Annotated in this window: 14 protein-coding genes and 1 pseudogene; 10 read left to right on the top strand and 5 right to left on the bottom strand. The window is 52.8% G+C overall.

The genetic code is table 11. The features are described from left to right. Positions 1 to 87: 87 nt before the first annotated feature. Positions 88 to 1177 (bottom strand): annotated as a pseudogene (locus J1779_RS16420) (IS3 family transposase). Positions 1178 to 1301: 124 nt separating this feature from the next. Beyond that, entirely contained in the window at positions 1302 to 2504 is a 1203-nt protein-coding gene (locus J1779_RS16415; RefSeq protein ID WP_217204265.1) for a BaiN/RdsA family NAD(P)/FAD-dependent oxidoreductase, read from the bottom strand. A gap of 322 nt (positions 2505 to 2826) precedes the next feature. On the opposite strand from J1779_RS16415, the gene pitA reads away from it, so the two are divergent. Beyond that, complete coding sequence (gene pitA / locus J1779_RS16410; RefSeq protein WP_056775551.1) at positions 2827 to 4332, top strand: inorganic phosphate transporter PitA; 1506 nt, start codon at positions 2827 to 2829, stop codon at positions 4330 to 4332. Between the two features lie 104 nt (positions 4333 to 4436). On the opposite strand, the gene uspB is transcribed toward pitA, so the two are convergent. Continuing rightward, a complete protein-coding gene (uspB, locus tag J1779_RS16405; RefSeq protein ID WP_056775554.1) occupies positions 4437 to 4772 on the bottom strand; it encodes a universal stress protein UspB in 336 nt (111 codons plus the stop codon). On the opposite strand from uspB, the gene J1779_RS16400 reads away from it, so the two are divergent. The 3 genes from J1779_RS16400 (at position 4771) to J1779_RS16390 (ending at position 6223) form a co-directional block, all read left to right on the top strand. Further along, a complete protein-coding gene (locus J1779_RS16400) occupies positions 4771 to 5067 on the top strand; it encodes a hypothetical protein (RefSeq protein WP_136376333.1) in 297 nt (98 codons plus the stop codon). The genes uspB and J1779_RS16400 overlap by 2 nt on opposite strands. Positions 5068 to 5120: 53 nt before the next feature. Continuing rightward, on the top strand, positions 5121 to 5561 hold the full coding sequence (uspA, locus tag J1779_RS16395; protein ID WP_014333460.1) for a universal stress protein UspA: 441 nt from the start codon (positions 5121 to 5123) through the stop codon (positions 5559 to 5561). Between the two features lie 299 nt (positions 5562 to 5860). Further along, the gene (locus J1779_RS16390) at positions 5861 to 6223 is read left to right on the top strand and encodes a hypothetical protein (protein ID WP_217204264.1); all 363 of its coding nucleotides are present in this window, start codon (positions 5861 to 5863) and stop codon (positions 6221 to 6223) included. A 63-nt stretch (positions 6224 to 6286) separates the two neighbouring features. Here the strand turns inward: J1779_RS16390 and rsmJ are convergent, their stop codons facing one another. Continuing rightward, a complete protein-coding gene (gene rsmJ, locus J1779_RS16385) occupies positions 6287 to 7033 on the bottom strand; it encodes a 16S rRNA (guanine(1516)-N(2))-methyltransferase RsmJ (RefSeq protein ID WP_056775557.1) in 747 nt (248 codons plus the stop codon). 9 nt (positions 7034 to 7042) lie between these two features. Then, positions 7043 to 9103, bottom strand: coding sequence for an oligopeptidase A (gene prlC, locus J1779_RS16380; RefSeq protein ID WP_217204263.1), 2061 nt, complete (start codon positions 9101 to 9103; stop codon positions 7043 to 7045). Positions 9104 to 9438: 335 nt separating this feature from the next. On the opposite strand from prlC, the gene J1779_RS16375 reads away from it, so the two are divergent. The 6 genes from J1779_RS16375 (at position 9439) to gorA (ending at position 16356) form a co-directional block, all read left to right on the top strand. Further along, positions 9439 to 10749, top strand: coding sequence for a 6-phospho-beta-glucosidase (locus tag J1779_RS16375; RefSeq protein ID WP_217204262.1), 1311 nt, complete (start codon positions 9439 to 9441; stop codon positions 10747 to 10749). Between the two features lie 17 nt (positions 10750 to 10766). After that, positions 10767 to 12020: a PTS sugar transporter subunit IIC gene (locus J1779_RS16370; RefSeq protein WP_217204261.1), complete on the top strand. Its 1254-nt coding sequence runs from the start codon at positions 10767 to 10769 to the stop codon at positions 12018 to 12020. A 26-nt stretch (positions 12021 to 12046) separates the two neighbouring features. After that, positions 12047 to 13084, top strand: coding sequence for an oxidoreductase (locus J1779_RS16365; protein WP_217204260.1), 1038 nt, complete (start codon positions 12047 to 12049; stop codon positions 13082 to 13084). A 92-nt stretch (positions 13085 to 13176) separates the two neighbouring features. Then, a complete protein-coding gene (locus J1779_RS16360) occupies positions 13177 to 13905 on the top strand; it encodes a GntR family transcriptional regulator (RefSeq protein WP_056775572.1) in 729 nt (242 codons plus the stop codon). Positions 13906 to 13985: 80 nt separating this feature from the next. Next, the gene (locus tag J1779_RS16355; protein WP_056775575.1) at positions 13986 to 14828 is read left to right on the top strand and encodes a 23S rRNA (adenine(2030)-N(6))-methyltransferase RlmJ; all 843 of its coding nucleotides are present in this window, start codon (positions 13986 to 13988) and stop codon (positions 14826 to 14828) included. 175 nt (positions 14829 to 15003) lie between these two features. Continuing rightward, positions 15004 to 16356: a glutathione-disulfide reductase gene (gorA, locus tag J1779_RS16350; protein WP_056775578.1), complete on the top strand. Its 1353-nt coding sequence runs from the start codon at positions 15004 to 15006 to the stop codon at positions 16354 to 16356. The last annotated feature ends 36 nt before the right edge of the window (positions 16357 to 16392 follow it).

Below are 16392 nucleotides of genomic sequence, written 5' to 3'. Positions count from 1 at the left end.
CCTAGACTGCCCAACTTTACCCTCTTCCACCCCGTGACGCCGCTTTTCCCTTTATAATCAGTAGCTTAAGTTGTAAGTACACCCGTTTTAGTTCCACACACTTTTGAGTTTTTCGTCTTCTCAGCCATCAGCCGGTATTCTTCCGGAGTCAGGTTATTAAGGGATTCATGGGGCCGCTCACGGTTGTATTCATTCAGCCAGCGTTCCGTTATTTCCCGTGCTTCATTTAGTATTCTGAACAGATAAAAATCCAGTATTTCGGTCCGATACGTTCAGTTAAAACATTCAATGAATGCATTTTGCGTCGGTTTGCCTTGCTTGATAAATTCCAGCATTACGCCATGGTCCTCAGCCCATTGTGCCAGAGCCAGCGATATCAGTTCCGGCCCGTTTATCCATCTGCATTTTCAGCGGATATCCACGGTTTGCCGCTATTCTGTCCAGCACCCGGACGACACGCTGTGCCGGGATATTCAGGTCAATTTCGATGGCCAGAGCCTCGCGGTTAAAATCATCCACGACGTTAAAGGTCCGAAAACGTCGGCCACATGCCAGGGCGTCGTGCATAAAATCAATCGACCAGCTTTGGTTGAATGCTTCCGGCGTTGCCAGCGGAGCCAGATTGCGCATCGGCAGGCGTTTTTACCTTTACGACGAAAATTCAGTTTTAGCAGACAGTAAATCCGGTGTACACGCTTTTGGTTCCAGACGCCCCCCTGCCTGCGAAGCACCTGAAAAAGCTTCTTAAATCCGTAGCGGGGATAGCGATCAGCTGCCTCAGTCAGCCTCTGGATCTCCGGTTGATAACGAAATACGGTCCTGCTCAGCGATAACATCCTGCATGCCAGGCGTATGCTCATCGTAAACTGTGTTGTCAGATAGCTGACGAGCTCACGCTTTATCGCTGGTTTTAAAGCTTTTTTTCGATGACATCTTTCAATGCCCGGCATTCCAAACTCAGATCGGCAAACATCTGCTTCAGACGACGATTCTCGTCCTCAAGATCTTTGATTTTTTTGATATCAGCGGCTTCCATCCCGCCATATTTCACTTTTCAGTTGTAGTAGCTGGCTTCGGAAATACCGGCCTCGCGACAGACATCTTTGACTGTCCTGCCAGTCTCGACTGATTTCAGGACGGCGATGATCTGGTGCCCGGTGAATCGGATCTTACGCATAGCGATCTCCCCAGGTGACATAATCAGTATGTCGGAAGATCTCTAAAAGTGAATGGGCGGTTTTGGTGGGATACTTACAAATCCACCAATGCTGACATGATAGAGTGTAATTAGTGTACAAAATTTATTGTTCCAACTCAGCCACCAGATCCTGCGCACACGCCCACGCGGAACTCCACGCCCACTGAAAATTGTAACCGCCCAGCCAGCCAGTCACGTCCACCACTTCACCGATAAAGTACAGACCCGGCACTTTCGCAGCGGCCATGGTTTTAGAAGACAACTCCCTGGTATCGACACCGCCGAGCGTCACTTCCGCCGTGCGGTAACCTTCGGTGCCGTTCGGCTGCACCTGCCAGTTTTGCAGTTGTTCAACCAGTTCCGCCTGTTGCGGCACGTTGAGCTGTTTCAGCGTCACGTCCGGCAACTGGCCGAGCGTTTGCAGACATTCCACCAGACGCTTCGGCAGTTGCATCGCCAGCGTATTTTTCAGGCTTTGATTAGGATGTTCCTGCCGCTGGTCATTGAGAAACGCCGCCAGATCGACATCAGGCAGTAAGTTAACGCTCACAAACTCACCAGGCAGCCAGTAGCTGGAAAGCTGTAAAACGGCCGGGCCGGACATGCCGCGATGGGTAAAGAGAATGCTTTCACGGAAAACCGTGCCGTCTTCTGCGGTCAGCACCGCAGGCACTGACACGCCCGAGAGGGTTTGCAGGTGATCCAGCAGCGGTTTGTGCAGGGTAAAGGGCACCAGACCGGCGCGGGTCGGCAATACTTTCAGCCCAAACTGCTCCGCCAGACGGTAACCGAACGGCGTCGCGCCCAGCCCCGGCATGGAAAGCCCCCCACTCGCAACAACAAGTGAGTGAGTGCTTACAGTTGAGCCGTTCACCTTGATGACAAAGCCATTTTCCGTTTTCTGTACGTCGGAAATCTCACTGCGCAACCGGACATCGACATTGCCCAGTTCGCATTCTTTATCCAGCAGCGCCACGATTTGCTGTGCGGAGTCATCGCAAAAAAGCTGACCGAGGGTTTTCTCGTGCCAGGCGATGTTGTAGCGGTTGACCATGTCGATAAAATCCCACTGGGTGTAACGCGCCAGGGCGGATTTGCAGAAATGCGGGTTTTCGGAAAGATAGGCGGCCGGTTCGGCATACAGATTAGTAAAATTGCAGCGTCCGCCCCCCGACATCAAAATTTTACGTCCGGTTTTCTTACCATTATCCAGCAGCAGAACCCGGCAGCCACCCTGTCCGGCCTGCGCTGCACAGAACATGCCTGCCGCACCCGCACCTATGACTACCACATCAACCTGTTCCACTTTTGGCCTCTCTTTCCGGAAAATTCAGCTACGTTTTAAATAGGATACGCCCTGCGCACAGGAGGATTTTGACCGCTGCGCGTCGCGGATTGTAAGGGACTGACGGGGTATAAACCAGTCACAGGGGCATTGCATGAGGCAAAGTAAGCAAATGTTTCAAACGACAAAGACCCAACAACCTGCTGATTAATAAAAAGTTAATCTACATTGCAACATTTTTTGAACTGTTTTTAATCAAAAAAATGTCATATTTTCCTTTTATCGGCCCCCTGTTCTCGCAGATAATGCGCGGCGTTCATGACCACTAACTGGCGTAACAATTATGCTGCATCTATTTGCCGGGTTGGATATTCATACCGGTTCGTTATTGATTCTCGCGTTACTGTTTGTCCTGTTCTATGAAGCCATTAACGGTTTTCATGATACGGCCAATGCAGTAGCAACCGTCATCTATACCCGGGCAATGCGTTCGCAATTAGCGGTCGTGATGGCGGGTGTGTTTAACTTTCTTGGCGTCATACTCGGTGGTTTGAGTGTGGCTTATGCCATCGTCCATTTGCTTCCAACCGATCTTCTGCTCAACGTGGGTTCCACTCATGGCCTTGCCATGGTGTTCTCGATGTTACTGGCAGCGATCATCTGGAACCTCGGCACCTGGTATTTCGGCCTGCCGGCGTCCAGCTCCCATACGCTGATCGGCGCCATCATTGGTGTCGGGTTGACCAATGCATTAATGACTCACACGTCCGTGGTCGATGCATTAAACATCCCAAAAATGATCGGTATTTTTGCCTCTCTGATTATCTCGCCTCTGGTCGGGATGATTGTGGCGGGGACCATGATTTTCCTGTTACGTCGCTACTGGAGCGGCAACAAGAAACATGCCCGTATCCACCTGACGCCTGCTGAACGTGAAAAGAAAGACGGCAAGAAAAAGCCGCCGTTCTGGACCCGTATTGGCCTGATCCTGTCGGCTATCGGCGTGAGCTTCTCTCACGGCGCTAACGACGGTCAGAAAGGTATCGGTCTTATCATGCTGGTTCTGATTGGTGTGGCTCCGGCAGGTTTTGTGCTGAACATGAGCGCCACCGGTTACGACATTACCCGTACCCGCGACGCCGTGACGCACCTCGGGCAGTATTATCAGCAGCACGTTGATGCGGTACCCCACGTGGTAGCACAAACGCCTCTGGTGCCTGCGCCAGACGTGAATATCGCCCCGACCGATGCAGCAAAAGTGTTCCATTGCGACAGCAGCCATGCGCTTGATGCTATTGGCCGTGCGCAAACTCTGCTGACCAATCTTCCGTCCTACAGCGCATTGTCACCGGATGAACGCAGCCATATGCGTCGCCTGCTGATGTGCGTGTCTGATACGGCAGATAAAGTCGCTAAGCTGCCGGAAACGTCACCTGCGGATAAACGCTTCCTGGGTGAACTGAAAACCGACATTCTTCAAACCGTGGAATATGCTCCGATCTGGATCATCATCGCTGTGGCTCTGGCACTGGCGCTGGGCACCATGATTGGCTGGAAGCGCGTTGCGACCACCATTGGCGAGAAGATTGGTAAGAAAGGCATGACCTACGCACAGGGCCTGTCAGCACAGCTTACTGCGGCGGTGTCTATCGGTGTTGCCAGCTACACGGGTATGCCGGTTTCCACGACACACGTGTTGTCCTCTGCGGTGGCGGGCACCATGATTGTGGACGGTGGCGGTGTGCAGTCGAAGACCGTGAAAAACATCGCGATGGCCTGGATCTTAACCCTGCCAGTCTCGATTGTCCTTTCCGGCCTGTTGTACTGGATTGCGCTAAAGCTCATCTGATAAGCGTCTGAATCTCGGTTCAGAATAGAAAAAGGCGACCTGTGTTGAACAAGGTCGCCTTTTTTATTTCCTTTTTCACACATCCTCACAACGATTATTCAGATTTAATACCAGATGAGCATCGCCATCATACTGATGAGAATAAGCCCAACCAGCGCTGTCGTCAGAACAAACTGACCGCGCACCCGCTCACAACGGCGGATAAATTCAGGATCGTGATGTTCAACGTAGCGCTGAGCATAAATATAACGCACCAGCCTGATTTGCTTACTCGGTTGCCCGTGAGACGTAAAGAATCCACCGCCATCAACATATTGATACAGCAGGGGATCACATCCCCGAAGAACCACCAGCAATGCGCGCAAAGAAGAATAATAGCGCAGCATATTCACCACACATACAAAACATAAAGCCCAAAATAGCGCAACGGGACTGATCATGATTCCCCCTCAAGGCGAACTCACCCCGCGCACTGCGGCCATCAACTCTGCCGCACACCCGACGTTTCGCCCTGCCTTTCCGCGATTTCACACCCCCGGACACGAATATGTCCGCCCTCTTTCACATCACAGAAAATTGCCAAAACAGGAGAAGCCTGCATTATTCAGTGTAGGAAACGAATCTGGAAATAGGGAAGACGCCTCATATTATTTATATCTATCGATTGCCGGAACAGGAAATGGGATCTGTATGCTTGATTTGTTTAACCATTTTGGCGCTATACTAAAAGCATGACTTTCGCATGATGCAGATATTGCTGTTAACCGACTTATGGAAGGAGTTTTCTTATGGCTTACAAACACATACTCATTGCTGTAGACCTGTCGCCGGAGAGCAAGGTTTTAGTTGAGAAAGCCGTCTCCATGGCGCGCCCTTACAACGCTAAAGTGTCCCTGATCCACGTTGATGTGAACTATTCAGACCTGTACACCGGCCTTATCGACGTCAATCTGGGCGACATGCAGAAACGTATTTCCGAAGAAACTCACCACGCGCTGAATGAATTGTCGCAAAACGCAGGTTATCCGATTTCAGAAACCCTGAGTGGCAGCGGTGATTTAGCACAGGTTCTGGTTGATGCGATTAATAAATACGGCGTGGATTTGGTGCTGTGCGGCCATCACCAGGATTTCTGGAGCAAACTGATGTCCTCCGCCCGCCAGCTGATCAACACCGTACATATCGACATGCTGATCGTGCCGCTGCGCGATGAGGAAGAAGAAGCGTAAGACACACTGTCCCGCTGAAACGGCTATAAAAATGCCCGCAGGTGAAAACCGGCGGGCATTTTTTTATGAGATTTTATCGGGGAATGCGAGCAGCATCAGACAACGCCTCCCACCTTGTGGTTTATTGCTGAAACAAACAGGGGAAGAACACTTAAAATCTGCTTTATACCTCCCCATAATGGGCTCCCCGCACGACTTAAGTCCGCATTTGAGCCTGACGAGATTGAAAGGCGAATTTACGCCAGCAAAGGTGCCCTGTGAAAATCGGCAGTAACACCCTAAATTTAGAGGAAGACATTATGACAACCCGCCATGACGCTCAGGATAATGCAGATATGTGGGATACCCGCGAGCTGGGTGCATCCGAAGAACATGCAGAGGCGATATCTCCCTCTCTTGCCGCTGAGTTCGATGACATGATGGAACTCCAGGCAATTTCAATCCGGCTGCAAAAATCGTTGCTCAGTAATCTGAAAACTATCGCGGCACATCATCAGATTGGCTACCAGCCAATGGTCAGGGATTTACTGACGCGCTTTGCCGAAGCCGAGATGAAGAAAATCCTGATTGACCAGTTAAACAAGATCGACGAAGCGCAGCGGGACCGTGAAAAAACGGTGCCGGTGACCGAGTTTATTGAAGATTTGCGTAACCAGGCTTAAAACGAAAAAAACCGGAATGCGTCTATGCACATTCCGGTTTTGAATTTTTAGCACAACAGAATTCTACAGCGGCGTATAAATATCAAACCGGTGGCTTTTGGTGACCACGGCGGCCTGGGCAGGAATATCGGCCATTGGCGGGGCGTAATCCGGGCGTTTCACCACGATGCGTTTTGTCGCTAAACGACGCGCCGGTTCCAGCAGGCCATCGGCATCTTCATCCGGGCCGACAAGTCCCTGAAACACCCGCATCTCTTTCTTCACCAGCGCACTTTTCTGTTTGTGCGGATACATCGGATCGAGATACACCACTTCCGGCTTCGGCGAAAGTTCAGAGAGCGCCGTCAGGCTTGAAGCGTGCAGCAGCGTCATGCGCTCACGCAGCCACGGACCGATTTCCGCATCGCGATAGCCACGCGCCAGCCCGTCATCGAGCAATGCCGCCACGACCGGATTGCGCTCCAGCATCCGCACCTTGCAGCCCAAGGAAGCGAGCACAAACGCATCGCGCCCCAGCCCTGCGGTGGCATCGACGACATCCGGCAGATAGCGGCCTTTAACACCGACGGCTTTCGCCACCGCTTCACCGCGTCCGCCGCCGAATTTACGCCGGTGCGCCATGGTGCCGCCGACGAAATCGACAAAAATCGCGCCGAGTTTGGGCTCGTCGCGTTTGCGTAATTCCAGACGTTCAGGCGTCAGCACCAGCGCCATCACGGCATCCGGATCAGACGTCAGATTCCAGCGCTGCGCCAGAACAGATAAGGCGCCTTCATCGGCGCCTTCTTCACACAGTAAACACACACTCACAGGCAGAGGTTATCCTTTGATTCCGTAGTGGCGCAGCATAGCATCCAGCTGCGGCTCACGCCCGCGGAAGCGTTTGAACAGCTCCATCGGCTCTTCGGAACCGCCGCGCGACAGAATGTTATCGAGGAACGACTGACCTGTTTCGCGGTTGAAAATCCCGTCTTCTTCAAAGCGGGAATACGCATCGGCAGACAGTACTTCCGCCCACAGATAGCTGTAGTAACCGGCCGCATAACCACCTGCAAAGATGTGGCTGAAAGCGTGCGGGAAACGTCCCCATGACGGTGACGGCACCACGGCAACTTGCTTCTTAATTTCTGCCAGCGTTTGCAGGATTTGCGCGCCTTTGGCCGGGTTATATTCCGCATGCATACGGAAATCGAACAGGCCGAACTCCAGCTGACGCAGGATAAACAGCGCCGCCTGATAGTTTTTCGCCGCCAGCATTTTATCCAGCATCTCTTTCGGCAACGGTTCGCCGGTTTCGAAATGGCCGGAGATGAACGCCAGCGCGTCCGGCTCCCAGCACCAGTTTTCCATAAACTGGCTTGGCAGCTCGACGGCATCCCACGGCACACCGGAAATACCGGCCACTCCCGGAGTGTCGATGCGGGTCAGCATATGATGCAGGCCGTGACCGAACTCATGGAACAGCGTGGTGACTTCGTTGTGCGTGAACAGCGCCGGTTTATTGCCGACCGGGCCGTTGAAATTACAGGTCAGGTACGCGACCGGTTTTTGCAGCTCGCCGTCAGCTTTACGCAGGCTGCCGACGCAGTCATTCATCCAGGCACCGCCGCGTTTGTGCTCGCGGGCATACAGGTCGAGGTAGAAGCTGCCGCGCAGGTCGCCGGTTTCATCGAACAGGTCGAAGAAACGTACGTCTTTGTGCCAGGTTTCCACGTCTTTACGCTCTTTGGCGGTGATGCCGTAAATACGTTTCACCACTTCGAACAGCCCTTCCAGCGCACGCTGTTCAGGGAAATAAGGGCGGAGTTGCTCGTCGTTGATGGAGAACAGATGCTGTTTCTGTTTTTCACCGTAGAACGGCAAATCCCAGGCTTCCATTTCATCCACGCCGAAGTGTTCTTTGGCGAAGGCGCGCAACTGCGCCAGCTCCTGCTCACCCTGCGGGCGGGCGCGCGTCGCCAGACCGCTCAGGAAGTCGATCACCTGCGCCGGGCTTTCCGCCATTTTGGTGGCGAGGGACATGTCCGCGTAAGAGTCAAAGCCCAGCAGCTGCGCCAGTTCATGACGCAGCGATAAAATCTCCGCCATCACTTCACTGTTATCCCACTTACCGGCGTTAGGGCCCTGATCGGAGGCGCGGGTGCCGAATGCGCGGTACATTTCTTCGCGCAGCGCACGGTTTTCACCGTAGGTAATCACCGGCAGATAGCTCGGGATATCCAGCGTCAGCAACCAGCCTTCCTGCTCTTTCGATTCGGCCAGCGCTTTGGCAGCCGCCAGCGCGCTTTCCGGCAGACCTTTCAGGTCGTTCTCATCCGTGATGAGTTTGCTCCAGCCCATGGTGGCGTCGAGCACGTTGTTGCTGTAAGTCGAGCCAAGCTCGGACAGACGCGCGGAAATTTCACCGTAACGTTTCTGTTTTTCCATCGGCAAGCCAATGCCGGACAGCTCGAAATCACGCAGCGCGTTATCAATGGCTTTTTTCTGCGCCACGGACAGCGTGTTGAAATGCTCGCTGGCTTTGAGATCGCAATAAGCCTGATACAACCCGGCATGCTGACCCGCCCAGGTACTGAATTCGGATAAAATCGGCAGGCACTGCTCGTAAGCTTCACGCAGTTCCGGGCTGTTTTTCACCGCATTCAGGTGGCCGACCGGCGACCAGATACGCCCCAGACGATCGTCACTTTCTGCCAGCGGCTGACACAGGTTTTCCCACGTATAAGGCGCACCTTGTGCGACCACGCGTTCGATGGTCTGGCGGCTTTCTTCAATCGCAGACTTCATCGCAGGGACAATATGTTCAGGTTGGATCGCAGAGAAAGGCGGCAGGGAGAACGGTTTTAAGAGCGGATTCGACGCGTTTTGCTGTTCAGTCATAGGGCCAGTCCTTCGTAATAGCGTTTGGGGCTGATGCGTCTGTGGCGCACCACGCCGTGAATTCGGGTCGTCTTAAAGATGACGTAACTTCTAACATGCGGTCAAGTGACGGGGAAATCAAGGGTGGCGCCGATATCGTCCGGCAGGCACAGACATTCATGTTATCAATCACTCCCGCTCGAATTATCAGCTTGCAGCAAGACCTGCCTCGCATTTTTCATCTTTGTCTGTGCCTGCCCGTTAACCCTTATTTACAGCAAGGTTATTCGTGTTAACTTCCTGTCATCTGGCATATGCCAGTACGGTTTTTCAACAACACAGGGAGTCAGCAGGGAATGAAAACACTCAAGATTGTCACGCTGGGCGGCGGCTCAGGTTACACACCGGAACTGATCGACGGCTTTATCCGCCGCCACGCCGAATTACCGGTATCGGAATTCTGGCTGGTGGATATTGCCGCCGGTGAAGAAAAGCTGAACATTGTGGGCGCGCTGGCACAGCGGATGGTGAAAAAAGCCGGTATCCCGATGACGGTCCATCTGACCACCGACCGGGAAACCGCGCTGCGTGATGCGGATTTCGTCACTACCCAGCTGCGCGTCGGCCAGCAGGAAGCCCGCATTCACGACGAGGCGATCCCGTTGAAATACGGCGTTCTCGGCCAGGAAACCACCGGCGCGGGCGGGTTTATGAAAGCGCAACGCACCATTCCCGTGCTGTTAGCGTTGTGTCGTGATATGGAAAGGCTGTGCCCGGAGGCGTGGCTGATCAATTTCACCAATCCGGCGGGGATTGTCACCGAAGCCATCGAAAAATATTCGTGCATCAAAACGCTGGGGATTTGCAGCGGCGCGAACAGCATGATGATGGATATCGCGAAGGTGTATGACGTGCGCCGCGAAGACGTGTATGCCCGCGTGATGGGGCTGAACCACCTGATTTTTGCCGATCAGATCGCCGTCAACGGCCACGACGTTACGGCAGAATTTATCGAAAAGCTGGCGCAGGGCAACGGTCAGCATCAGTTGAAAAACATTCCCGACACCGGATTGCCGCCCGCCTTTATCCGCGCACTCGGGCTGTATCCCCTTTCCTACCTGAAATATTTCTATCTGCGCCGTGAAATGGTGGCGCACAGCGTACAAGACAGTCAGACGCACGGCACACGCGGAGAACAAACGCGTGAAATTGAGCGCCAGCTTTTTGAAATCTATAAAAACCCGCAGCTTGAAAGTAAACCCAAAGAACTGGAAAGCCGCGGCGGCGCGTATTACTCAGACACTGCCTGTTCGATCATCAGCGCGATTTATAACAACCGGCAGGAAATCCACGTCGTCAATACGCGAAATCGCGGTGCCACGCCGGATCTTGACGAAAACAGCGTGGTGGAAACTAACGCGGTGATTGACCGTCAGGGCGCGCATCCGCTGGCGTATGGCCGTTTACCGTCGAAAATCCGCGGCCTGATCCAGAGCGTTAAAGCGTTCGAAGAACTCACGATCGAGGCTGCCGTCACCGGCGATTATTCCACGGCATTAATGGCGCTCTCGGTGCATCCGCTGATGCCGTCCGTGGATATCGCCGAAAAAATTCTCGACGAATACCTCGCGGTAAACCGGGCTTATTTACCTCAATATGATTATTGAAAGACAGGTAAAACCTCATGATGAAATTTTTGGAATCACGCGTTGTCCCCTCTCTGGTGAAAGTGGGCGAAAACGTTATTCTGGTCGCCGTCAGAAACGGCATTACGCTGACGCTGCCGTTTATTATTTCCGGCAGTATCTTCTTAATTATCGCCAATCTGCCGATCCCCGGATGGACGGAATATTTAGGTCAGTTCGGCACCGCGCTGAATGTGCCGGTCATTGTGACCTTCGGGGTGATCGGATTAATGTCAGCCATCGGCATCAGTTACAATCTGGCGAAACATTACAAGCTTGACGGACTGATGTGCAGCGGGATCACCGTCGCCGTATTTCTGATGGCGCAGCTTAACGATGAATATACGTTAAACGTCGAAAATCTCGGGGCGTCCGGTCTGTTCTCGGCCATTATTCTTTCGGTGCTGACCGTCTATATCATTCGCTTTTTTATCGAACATAAAATCTATATCCGGCTGCCGGAAAACGTGCCTCCCGCCGTATTACAGTCCTTTATCGGCGTCATTCCGGCGTTCGTCTGTCTGGCGCTGGTGTGGTTTGTGCGGGTGATCCTGCATTTTGATATCAACGCATTTTTCACGCTGATCTTAAGCCCGCTGGTCATCGGCCTGGGCACGTTGCCAGGTATGCTGGTGCTGGTGTTTCTTATCTCGCTGCTCTGGTGCTGCGGCATTCACGGCACCAACGTGCTCTCCGGCATTACCGCACCGATATTTCTCAAGTTTATTGTCGAAAATACTCAGGCCTATCTCAGCCACCAGCCAATACCCCATATCTTTGCGGAAGGTTTTTATAACTTCTTTATTTGCACCGGCGGGTCCGGCGCGACGATGGGACTGGTGCTGGCGATGATGATGTCGAAAAGTCGTTATTATAAATCGCTGGGCCGGATGTCTTTTGCGCCGTCGCTGTTTTGTATTAATGAGCCGGTTATTTTCGGCGTGCCGATGGTGTTTAATCCGCTGATGATGCTGCCGTTAATTATCACGCCGATGCTGCTTTGCACTCTGTCCTGGTTCCTGATGGCGTTTAATATTATTGGCCGCCCGGTCTTGCAGATCCCGTGGACCATGCCGCCCTTCTTCAATGCCTATTTTGCCACCGGCGGGAATATTCCGGCAGCCATTTGGTCAGGCGTCATGATTATTATTTCAGCAATGATCTATTATCCCTTCTTCCGCGTGCTGGAAAAGAAACAGCTGGCGATGGAACACAGCGAACAGCCTGTTCCGGCTTTGCAGGTCAATGCATAAATCTTAACGACAAGGAATACATCATCATGAAGATAAACTGTGCGTTTATAGGATTCGGAAAAAGCGCAACGCGCTACCATCTGCCTTACGTTTTGCAGCGGCGCGACACCTTTGAGGTTCGCACCATTTTTGACATCACCCGTCGCCCGGACATTGAGCAAGAAGAGGCTTATCAGGGCATCCGCTTCACCTCTGATCTCAATGATATTCTGCACGACGAAAGCATTACGCTGGTGACCCTGTGTACCCCGCCGCAAACCCATTATGACTATGCAAAAATCTGCCTTGAGCACGGAAAGAACGTCATCGTCGAAAAGCCGTTTACCCGCACGCTGGAAGAAGCACGGAGCTTATTTGCGCTGGCTGCGGAAAAAGGGCTGACGGTGACGCCCTATCAGAACCGGCGTTTCGACAGTTGTTTCCAGGCGGTGAAAAAAGTCATCAACAGCGGCGTGCTCGGTAATATTGTCGAGTTCGAAAGTCATTTTGATTACTTCCGACCTGACGCCCCCGATGCGCCGGCCGATTATACCCACGGCGCTTTTTACGGGCTGGGCGTTCATCTTGTCGATCAGGTGGTCAGCCTGTTCGGACGGCCGGAATGTGTGCATTACGATATCCGTTCGGTGCGAAATAAAAATAACCCTGACGACACCTTTGAACTGCAGCTTTATTACGGCAAAACCAAAGCCATTGTTAAATGCAGCCATCTGGTGATGCAGCCTTACCCGAAATTTATTCTTCACGGAGAAAAAGGCTCCTTTATTAAACTGAATATCGATCAACAGGAAACCTGCCTGAAAGCCGGGAAATTACCGGGCACCGCAGATTTTGGTCAGGAAACGGAATATGGCGTGCTGAAATATCTGGATGAACGCGGTGAAACCGTTACCGAACGTGTCGATGCGGGCAACGGCGATTATGGCCGCGTTTACGATGCGGTCCATGCCACCTTATCTCAGGGACAGCCGCCGTATGTGCCTGCAGCAGAGGTGATGACCACGATGGAAATTCTGCATCGCGCGTTTGAACAGCCGGCACCGGCGCTGATCCGCCTGCGATGACACGCGCGCAGACCGGGAGCCTGCGCTTCCGGTCTGCGGGGCATCTGTCTATACTGCTCAAAAATAAACCCTGACATGAAGAAGTTACGCCCATGGCCGCCCGCTACATTGCTATCAAAAACAGCCTTAAACAGGCGATCCTCAATAAAGAGTATCGGGTCGGTGACAAAATTCCTTCCGAGCGCGAGCTGGCTTTGCGTTATGAAGTGACGCGCGTGACACTGCAAAAAGCCATGCACATGCTGGAGCAGGAGGGCTTTATCGAACGTATTCATGGCAAAGGGATGTACGTCACCAAAGTCATTGAAGATAACGTTTATCTGCTCAATAACGGTACCAGCGATTCTATTCTCGGTTTTTCTCGTGAATTCAAAGATGACGTGAAAGTGTCCAGCCGCTTAATCAGCCTGCATACCCTCAAAGCCGGGGAATATATCGCCAGCCAGCTGGATATTCATGAAGACGACGAGGTGCATTATATTCGCCGCGTCCGGCTGGTGGACAATATTGCGGTGCTGATCGAAGATTCCTATATTCCCTGCACAATCATCGACATTATTCCTGAGTCCGTTTTACAAAATGGCTCGTTATATGAATTCATTGAAAATAAAACCGGCAGAAAAATTAAATTCTATAACTCCGTCATTGAGGCCTCGCTGTTTGATGACGCGCTTTCCGCGCTGCTGGCGTGTGAAACCGGCCTGCCGATGCTGAAAGTGTCGGGCATTACCAAACTGGAAGACGGAAAAACCTTCAATTACTCAATCAGTTATAACCGCGCAGACAAATTCAAAATCAAGAACAGCTGGGTGGGGAAGTAAGATCGCGCCTGCAACGTGAAGTATGAAGAGGGCAAACAGTTTATACTGTCGCCAATACGCCACTCCGGAACATGATATTTATGCTGAGTTACCGCCACAGTTTTCACGCTGGCAACCATGCCGACGTCCTGAAACACACCGTTCAGAGCCTGATCATCGAGTCTTTGAAAGAAAAAGAAAAACCCTTCCTTTATCTCGACACCCACGCGGGTGCCGGGCGCTATCAGCTGAGCGGCGAACACGCCGAACGTACCGGCGAATACCTGGAAGGCATCGCGCGCATCTGGCAACGTGATGATATTCCTGAAGAACTGGCGGCCTATATGTCCGTCGTCAACCACTTCAACCGCAACGAAAGCCTGCGTTATTATCCGGGTTCACCGCTGATTGCCCGTCAGCTGCTGCGCGAAGAAGACAAACTGCAACTGACCGAGCTGCACCCGAGCGATTTCCCGCTGCTGCGCAGTGAATTCCAGAAAGATGACCGCACCCGCGTTTCGCGTAGCGATGGCTACCAGCAGCTGAAAGCCCAGTTGCCTCCGCTGTCGCGCCGTGGCTTTATCCTGATGGATCCGCCGTACGAACTGAAAACAGATTATCAGGACGTGGTGAAAGGCATTCAGGAAGGCCACAAGCGCTTTGCCACCGGCACTTACGCGCTGTGGTACCCGGTGGTCATGCGCCAGCAGATCAAGAAAATGCTGCGTGATCTTGAAGCGACCGGCATCCGCCGCATCCTGCAAATCGAGCTGGGCGTGCGCCCGGACAGCGATCAGCGCGGTATGACGGCTTCCGGCATGATCGTCATCAATCCGCCGTGGAAGCTCGAGCAGCAGATGAACAACGTGCTGCCGTGGCTGCTGAAAGTGCTGGTCCCTTCCGGTACCGGTCACACCACGGTCAAATGGGTTGTGCCTGAGTAAGTAAAGAATTGCCCTTCGCCGGGACCTTTTTCTAAGGTCCCGGCTATCAAACCTATTGCAGCCATCGATCCAAACTTTGCGACAAAACGCATTCACGCGCTAAACTCACAGCAATTTTTAAGATTAGCGACGCCGGTATGGCGTTCTTCATTTTTGACAACTCATGGAAAATCCGATGACCAAACATTATGACTATCTGGCAATTGGCGGCGGCAGCGGCGGTATCGCATCAATCAACCGTGCAGCCATGTATGGGAAAAAATGTGCGCTGATCGAAGCTAAAGAGCTGGGCGGCACGTGTGTCAACGTGGGTTGTGTCCCGAAAAAAGTCATGTGGCACGCCGCGCAAATCGCTGAAGCGATCCGCAACTACGGCCCGGATTATGGCTTCGATACCACCGTTAACAGCTTTAACTGGAAAACGCTGGTCGCCAACCGTACCGCCTACATCGACCGTATCCACACCTCGTACGATAACGTGCTGGGCAAAAACAACGTTGACGTGATCAAAGGTTTCGCGCGTTTCGTTGACGATCATACCGTGGAAGTGAACGGCGAGAAGATCACCGCGGATCACATCCTGATCGCCACCGGCGGTCGCCCGAGCCACCCAAATATTCCGGGTGCAGAATACGGCATCGATTCCGACGGTTTCTTTGATCTGACTGAAATGCCAAAACGCGTTGCCGTCGTCGGCGCGGGTTACATTGCGGTAGAAATCGCCGGTGTGATGAACGGCCTGGGTGCTGAAACTCACCTGTTCGTGCGTAAACACGCGCCGCTGCGTACTTTCGATCCGCTGATGGTCGATACGCTGGTTGAAGTGATGGAAGCCGAAGGCCCGGCGCTGCATAAAGAATCCATTCCGAAAGAAGTGGTGAAAAATGCCGACGGCAGCCTGACGCTGAAACTGGAAAACGGTCAGGAATTTGAAGTCGACAGCCTGGTCTGGGCGATTGGCCGCGAACCGGAAACCGACAACTTCAACCTGAAAGCGACGGGTGTGAAAACCAACGAAAAAGGGTATATCGTCGTCGATAAATTCCAGAACACCAGCGTAAAAGGGATTTACGCCGTGGGCGATAACACCGGTGCGGTTGAACTGACGCCGGTTGCCGTTGCCGCAGGTCGTCGTCTGTCTGAGCGTCTGTTTAACAACAAACCTGACGAGCATCTGGATTACAGCAACATTGCCACCGTCGTGTTCAGCCACCCGCCAATCGGCACGGTCGGCCTGACCGAACCGCAAGCGAAAGAGCAGTTCGGCGAAGAGAACGTGAAAGTGTATAAATCTCAGTTCACCGCCATGTACACCGCCGTTACGCAGCACCGCCAGCCGTGCCGCATGAAACTGGTGTGCGTGGGTGCGGAAGAGAAAATCGTCGGCATCCATGGCATCGGTTACGGCATGGACGAAATGTTGCAGGGCTTCGCGGTCGCACTGAAAATGGGCGCAACCAAGAAAGACTTCGACAACACCGTCGCTATCCACCCGACCGGTGCGGAAGAGTTTGTGACTATGCGTTAATTCGCGCCGTTGCGACGCTAACGCGATGCAGTAAAA

The organism is Rahnella rivi (genome assembly GCF_019049655.1).
GTDB classification, from domain to species: Bacteria; Pseudomonadota; Gammaproteobacteria; order Enterobacterales; family Enterobacteriaceae; genus Rahnella; species Rahnella rivi.
This window is presented reverse-complemented; position numbering and strand designations above follow the sequence as displayed.

Coding starts and splice junctions, on each gene's coding strand:
- gorA (WP_056775578.1), top strand. CDS start 15,004: ATGACCAAACATTATGACTATCTGGCAATTGGCGGCGGCAGCGGCGGT.
- uspB (WP_056775554.1), bottom strand. CDS start 4,772: ATGATCAGTCCCGTTGCGCTATTTTGGGCTTTATGTTTTGTATGTGTG.
- prlC (WP_217204263.1), bottom strand. CDS start 9,103: ATGACTGAACAGCAAAACGCGTCGAATCCGCTCTTAAAACCGTTCTCC.
- J1779_RS16355 (WP_056775575.1), top strand. CDS start 13,986: ATGCTGAGTTACCGCCACAGTTTTCACGCTGGCAACCATGCCGACGTC.
- J1779_RS16370 (WP_217204261.1), top strand. CDS start 10,767: ATGATGAAATTTTTGGAATCACGCGTTGTCCCCTCTCTGGTGAAAGTG.
- J1779_RS16375 (WP_217204262.1), top strand. CDS start 9,439: ATGAAAACACTCAAGATTGTCACGCTGGGCGGCGGCTCAGGTTACACA.
- uspA (WP_014333460.1), top strand. CDS start 5,121: ATGGCTTACAAACACATACTCATTGCTGTAGACCTGTCGCCGGAGAGC.
- J1779_RS16390 (WP_217204264.1), top strand. CDS start 5,861: ATGACAACCCGCCATGACGCTCAGGATAATGCAGATATGTGGGATACC.
- J1779_RS16365 (WP_217204260.1), top strand. CDS start 12,047: ATGAAGATAAACTGTGCGTTTATAGGATTCGGAAAAAGCGCAACGCGC.
- J1779_RS16400 (WP_136376333.1), top strand. CDS start 4,771: ATGATTCCCCCTCAAGGCGAACTCACCCCGCGCACTGCGGCCATCAAC.
- pitA (WP_056775551.1), top strand. CDS start 2,827: ATGCTGCATCTATTTGCCGGGTTGGATATTCATACCGGTTCGTTATTG.
- J1779_RS16360 (WP_056775572.1), top strand. CDS start 13,177: ATGGCCGCCCGCTACATTGCTATCAAAAACAGCCTTAAACAGGCGATC.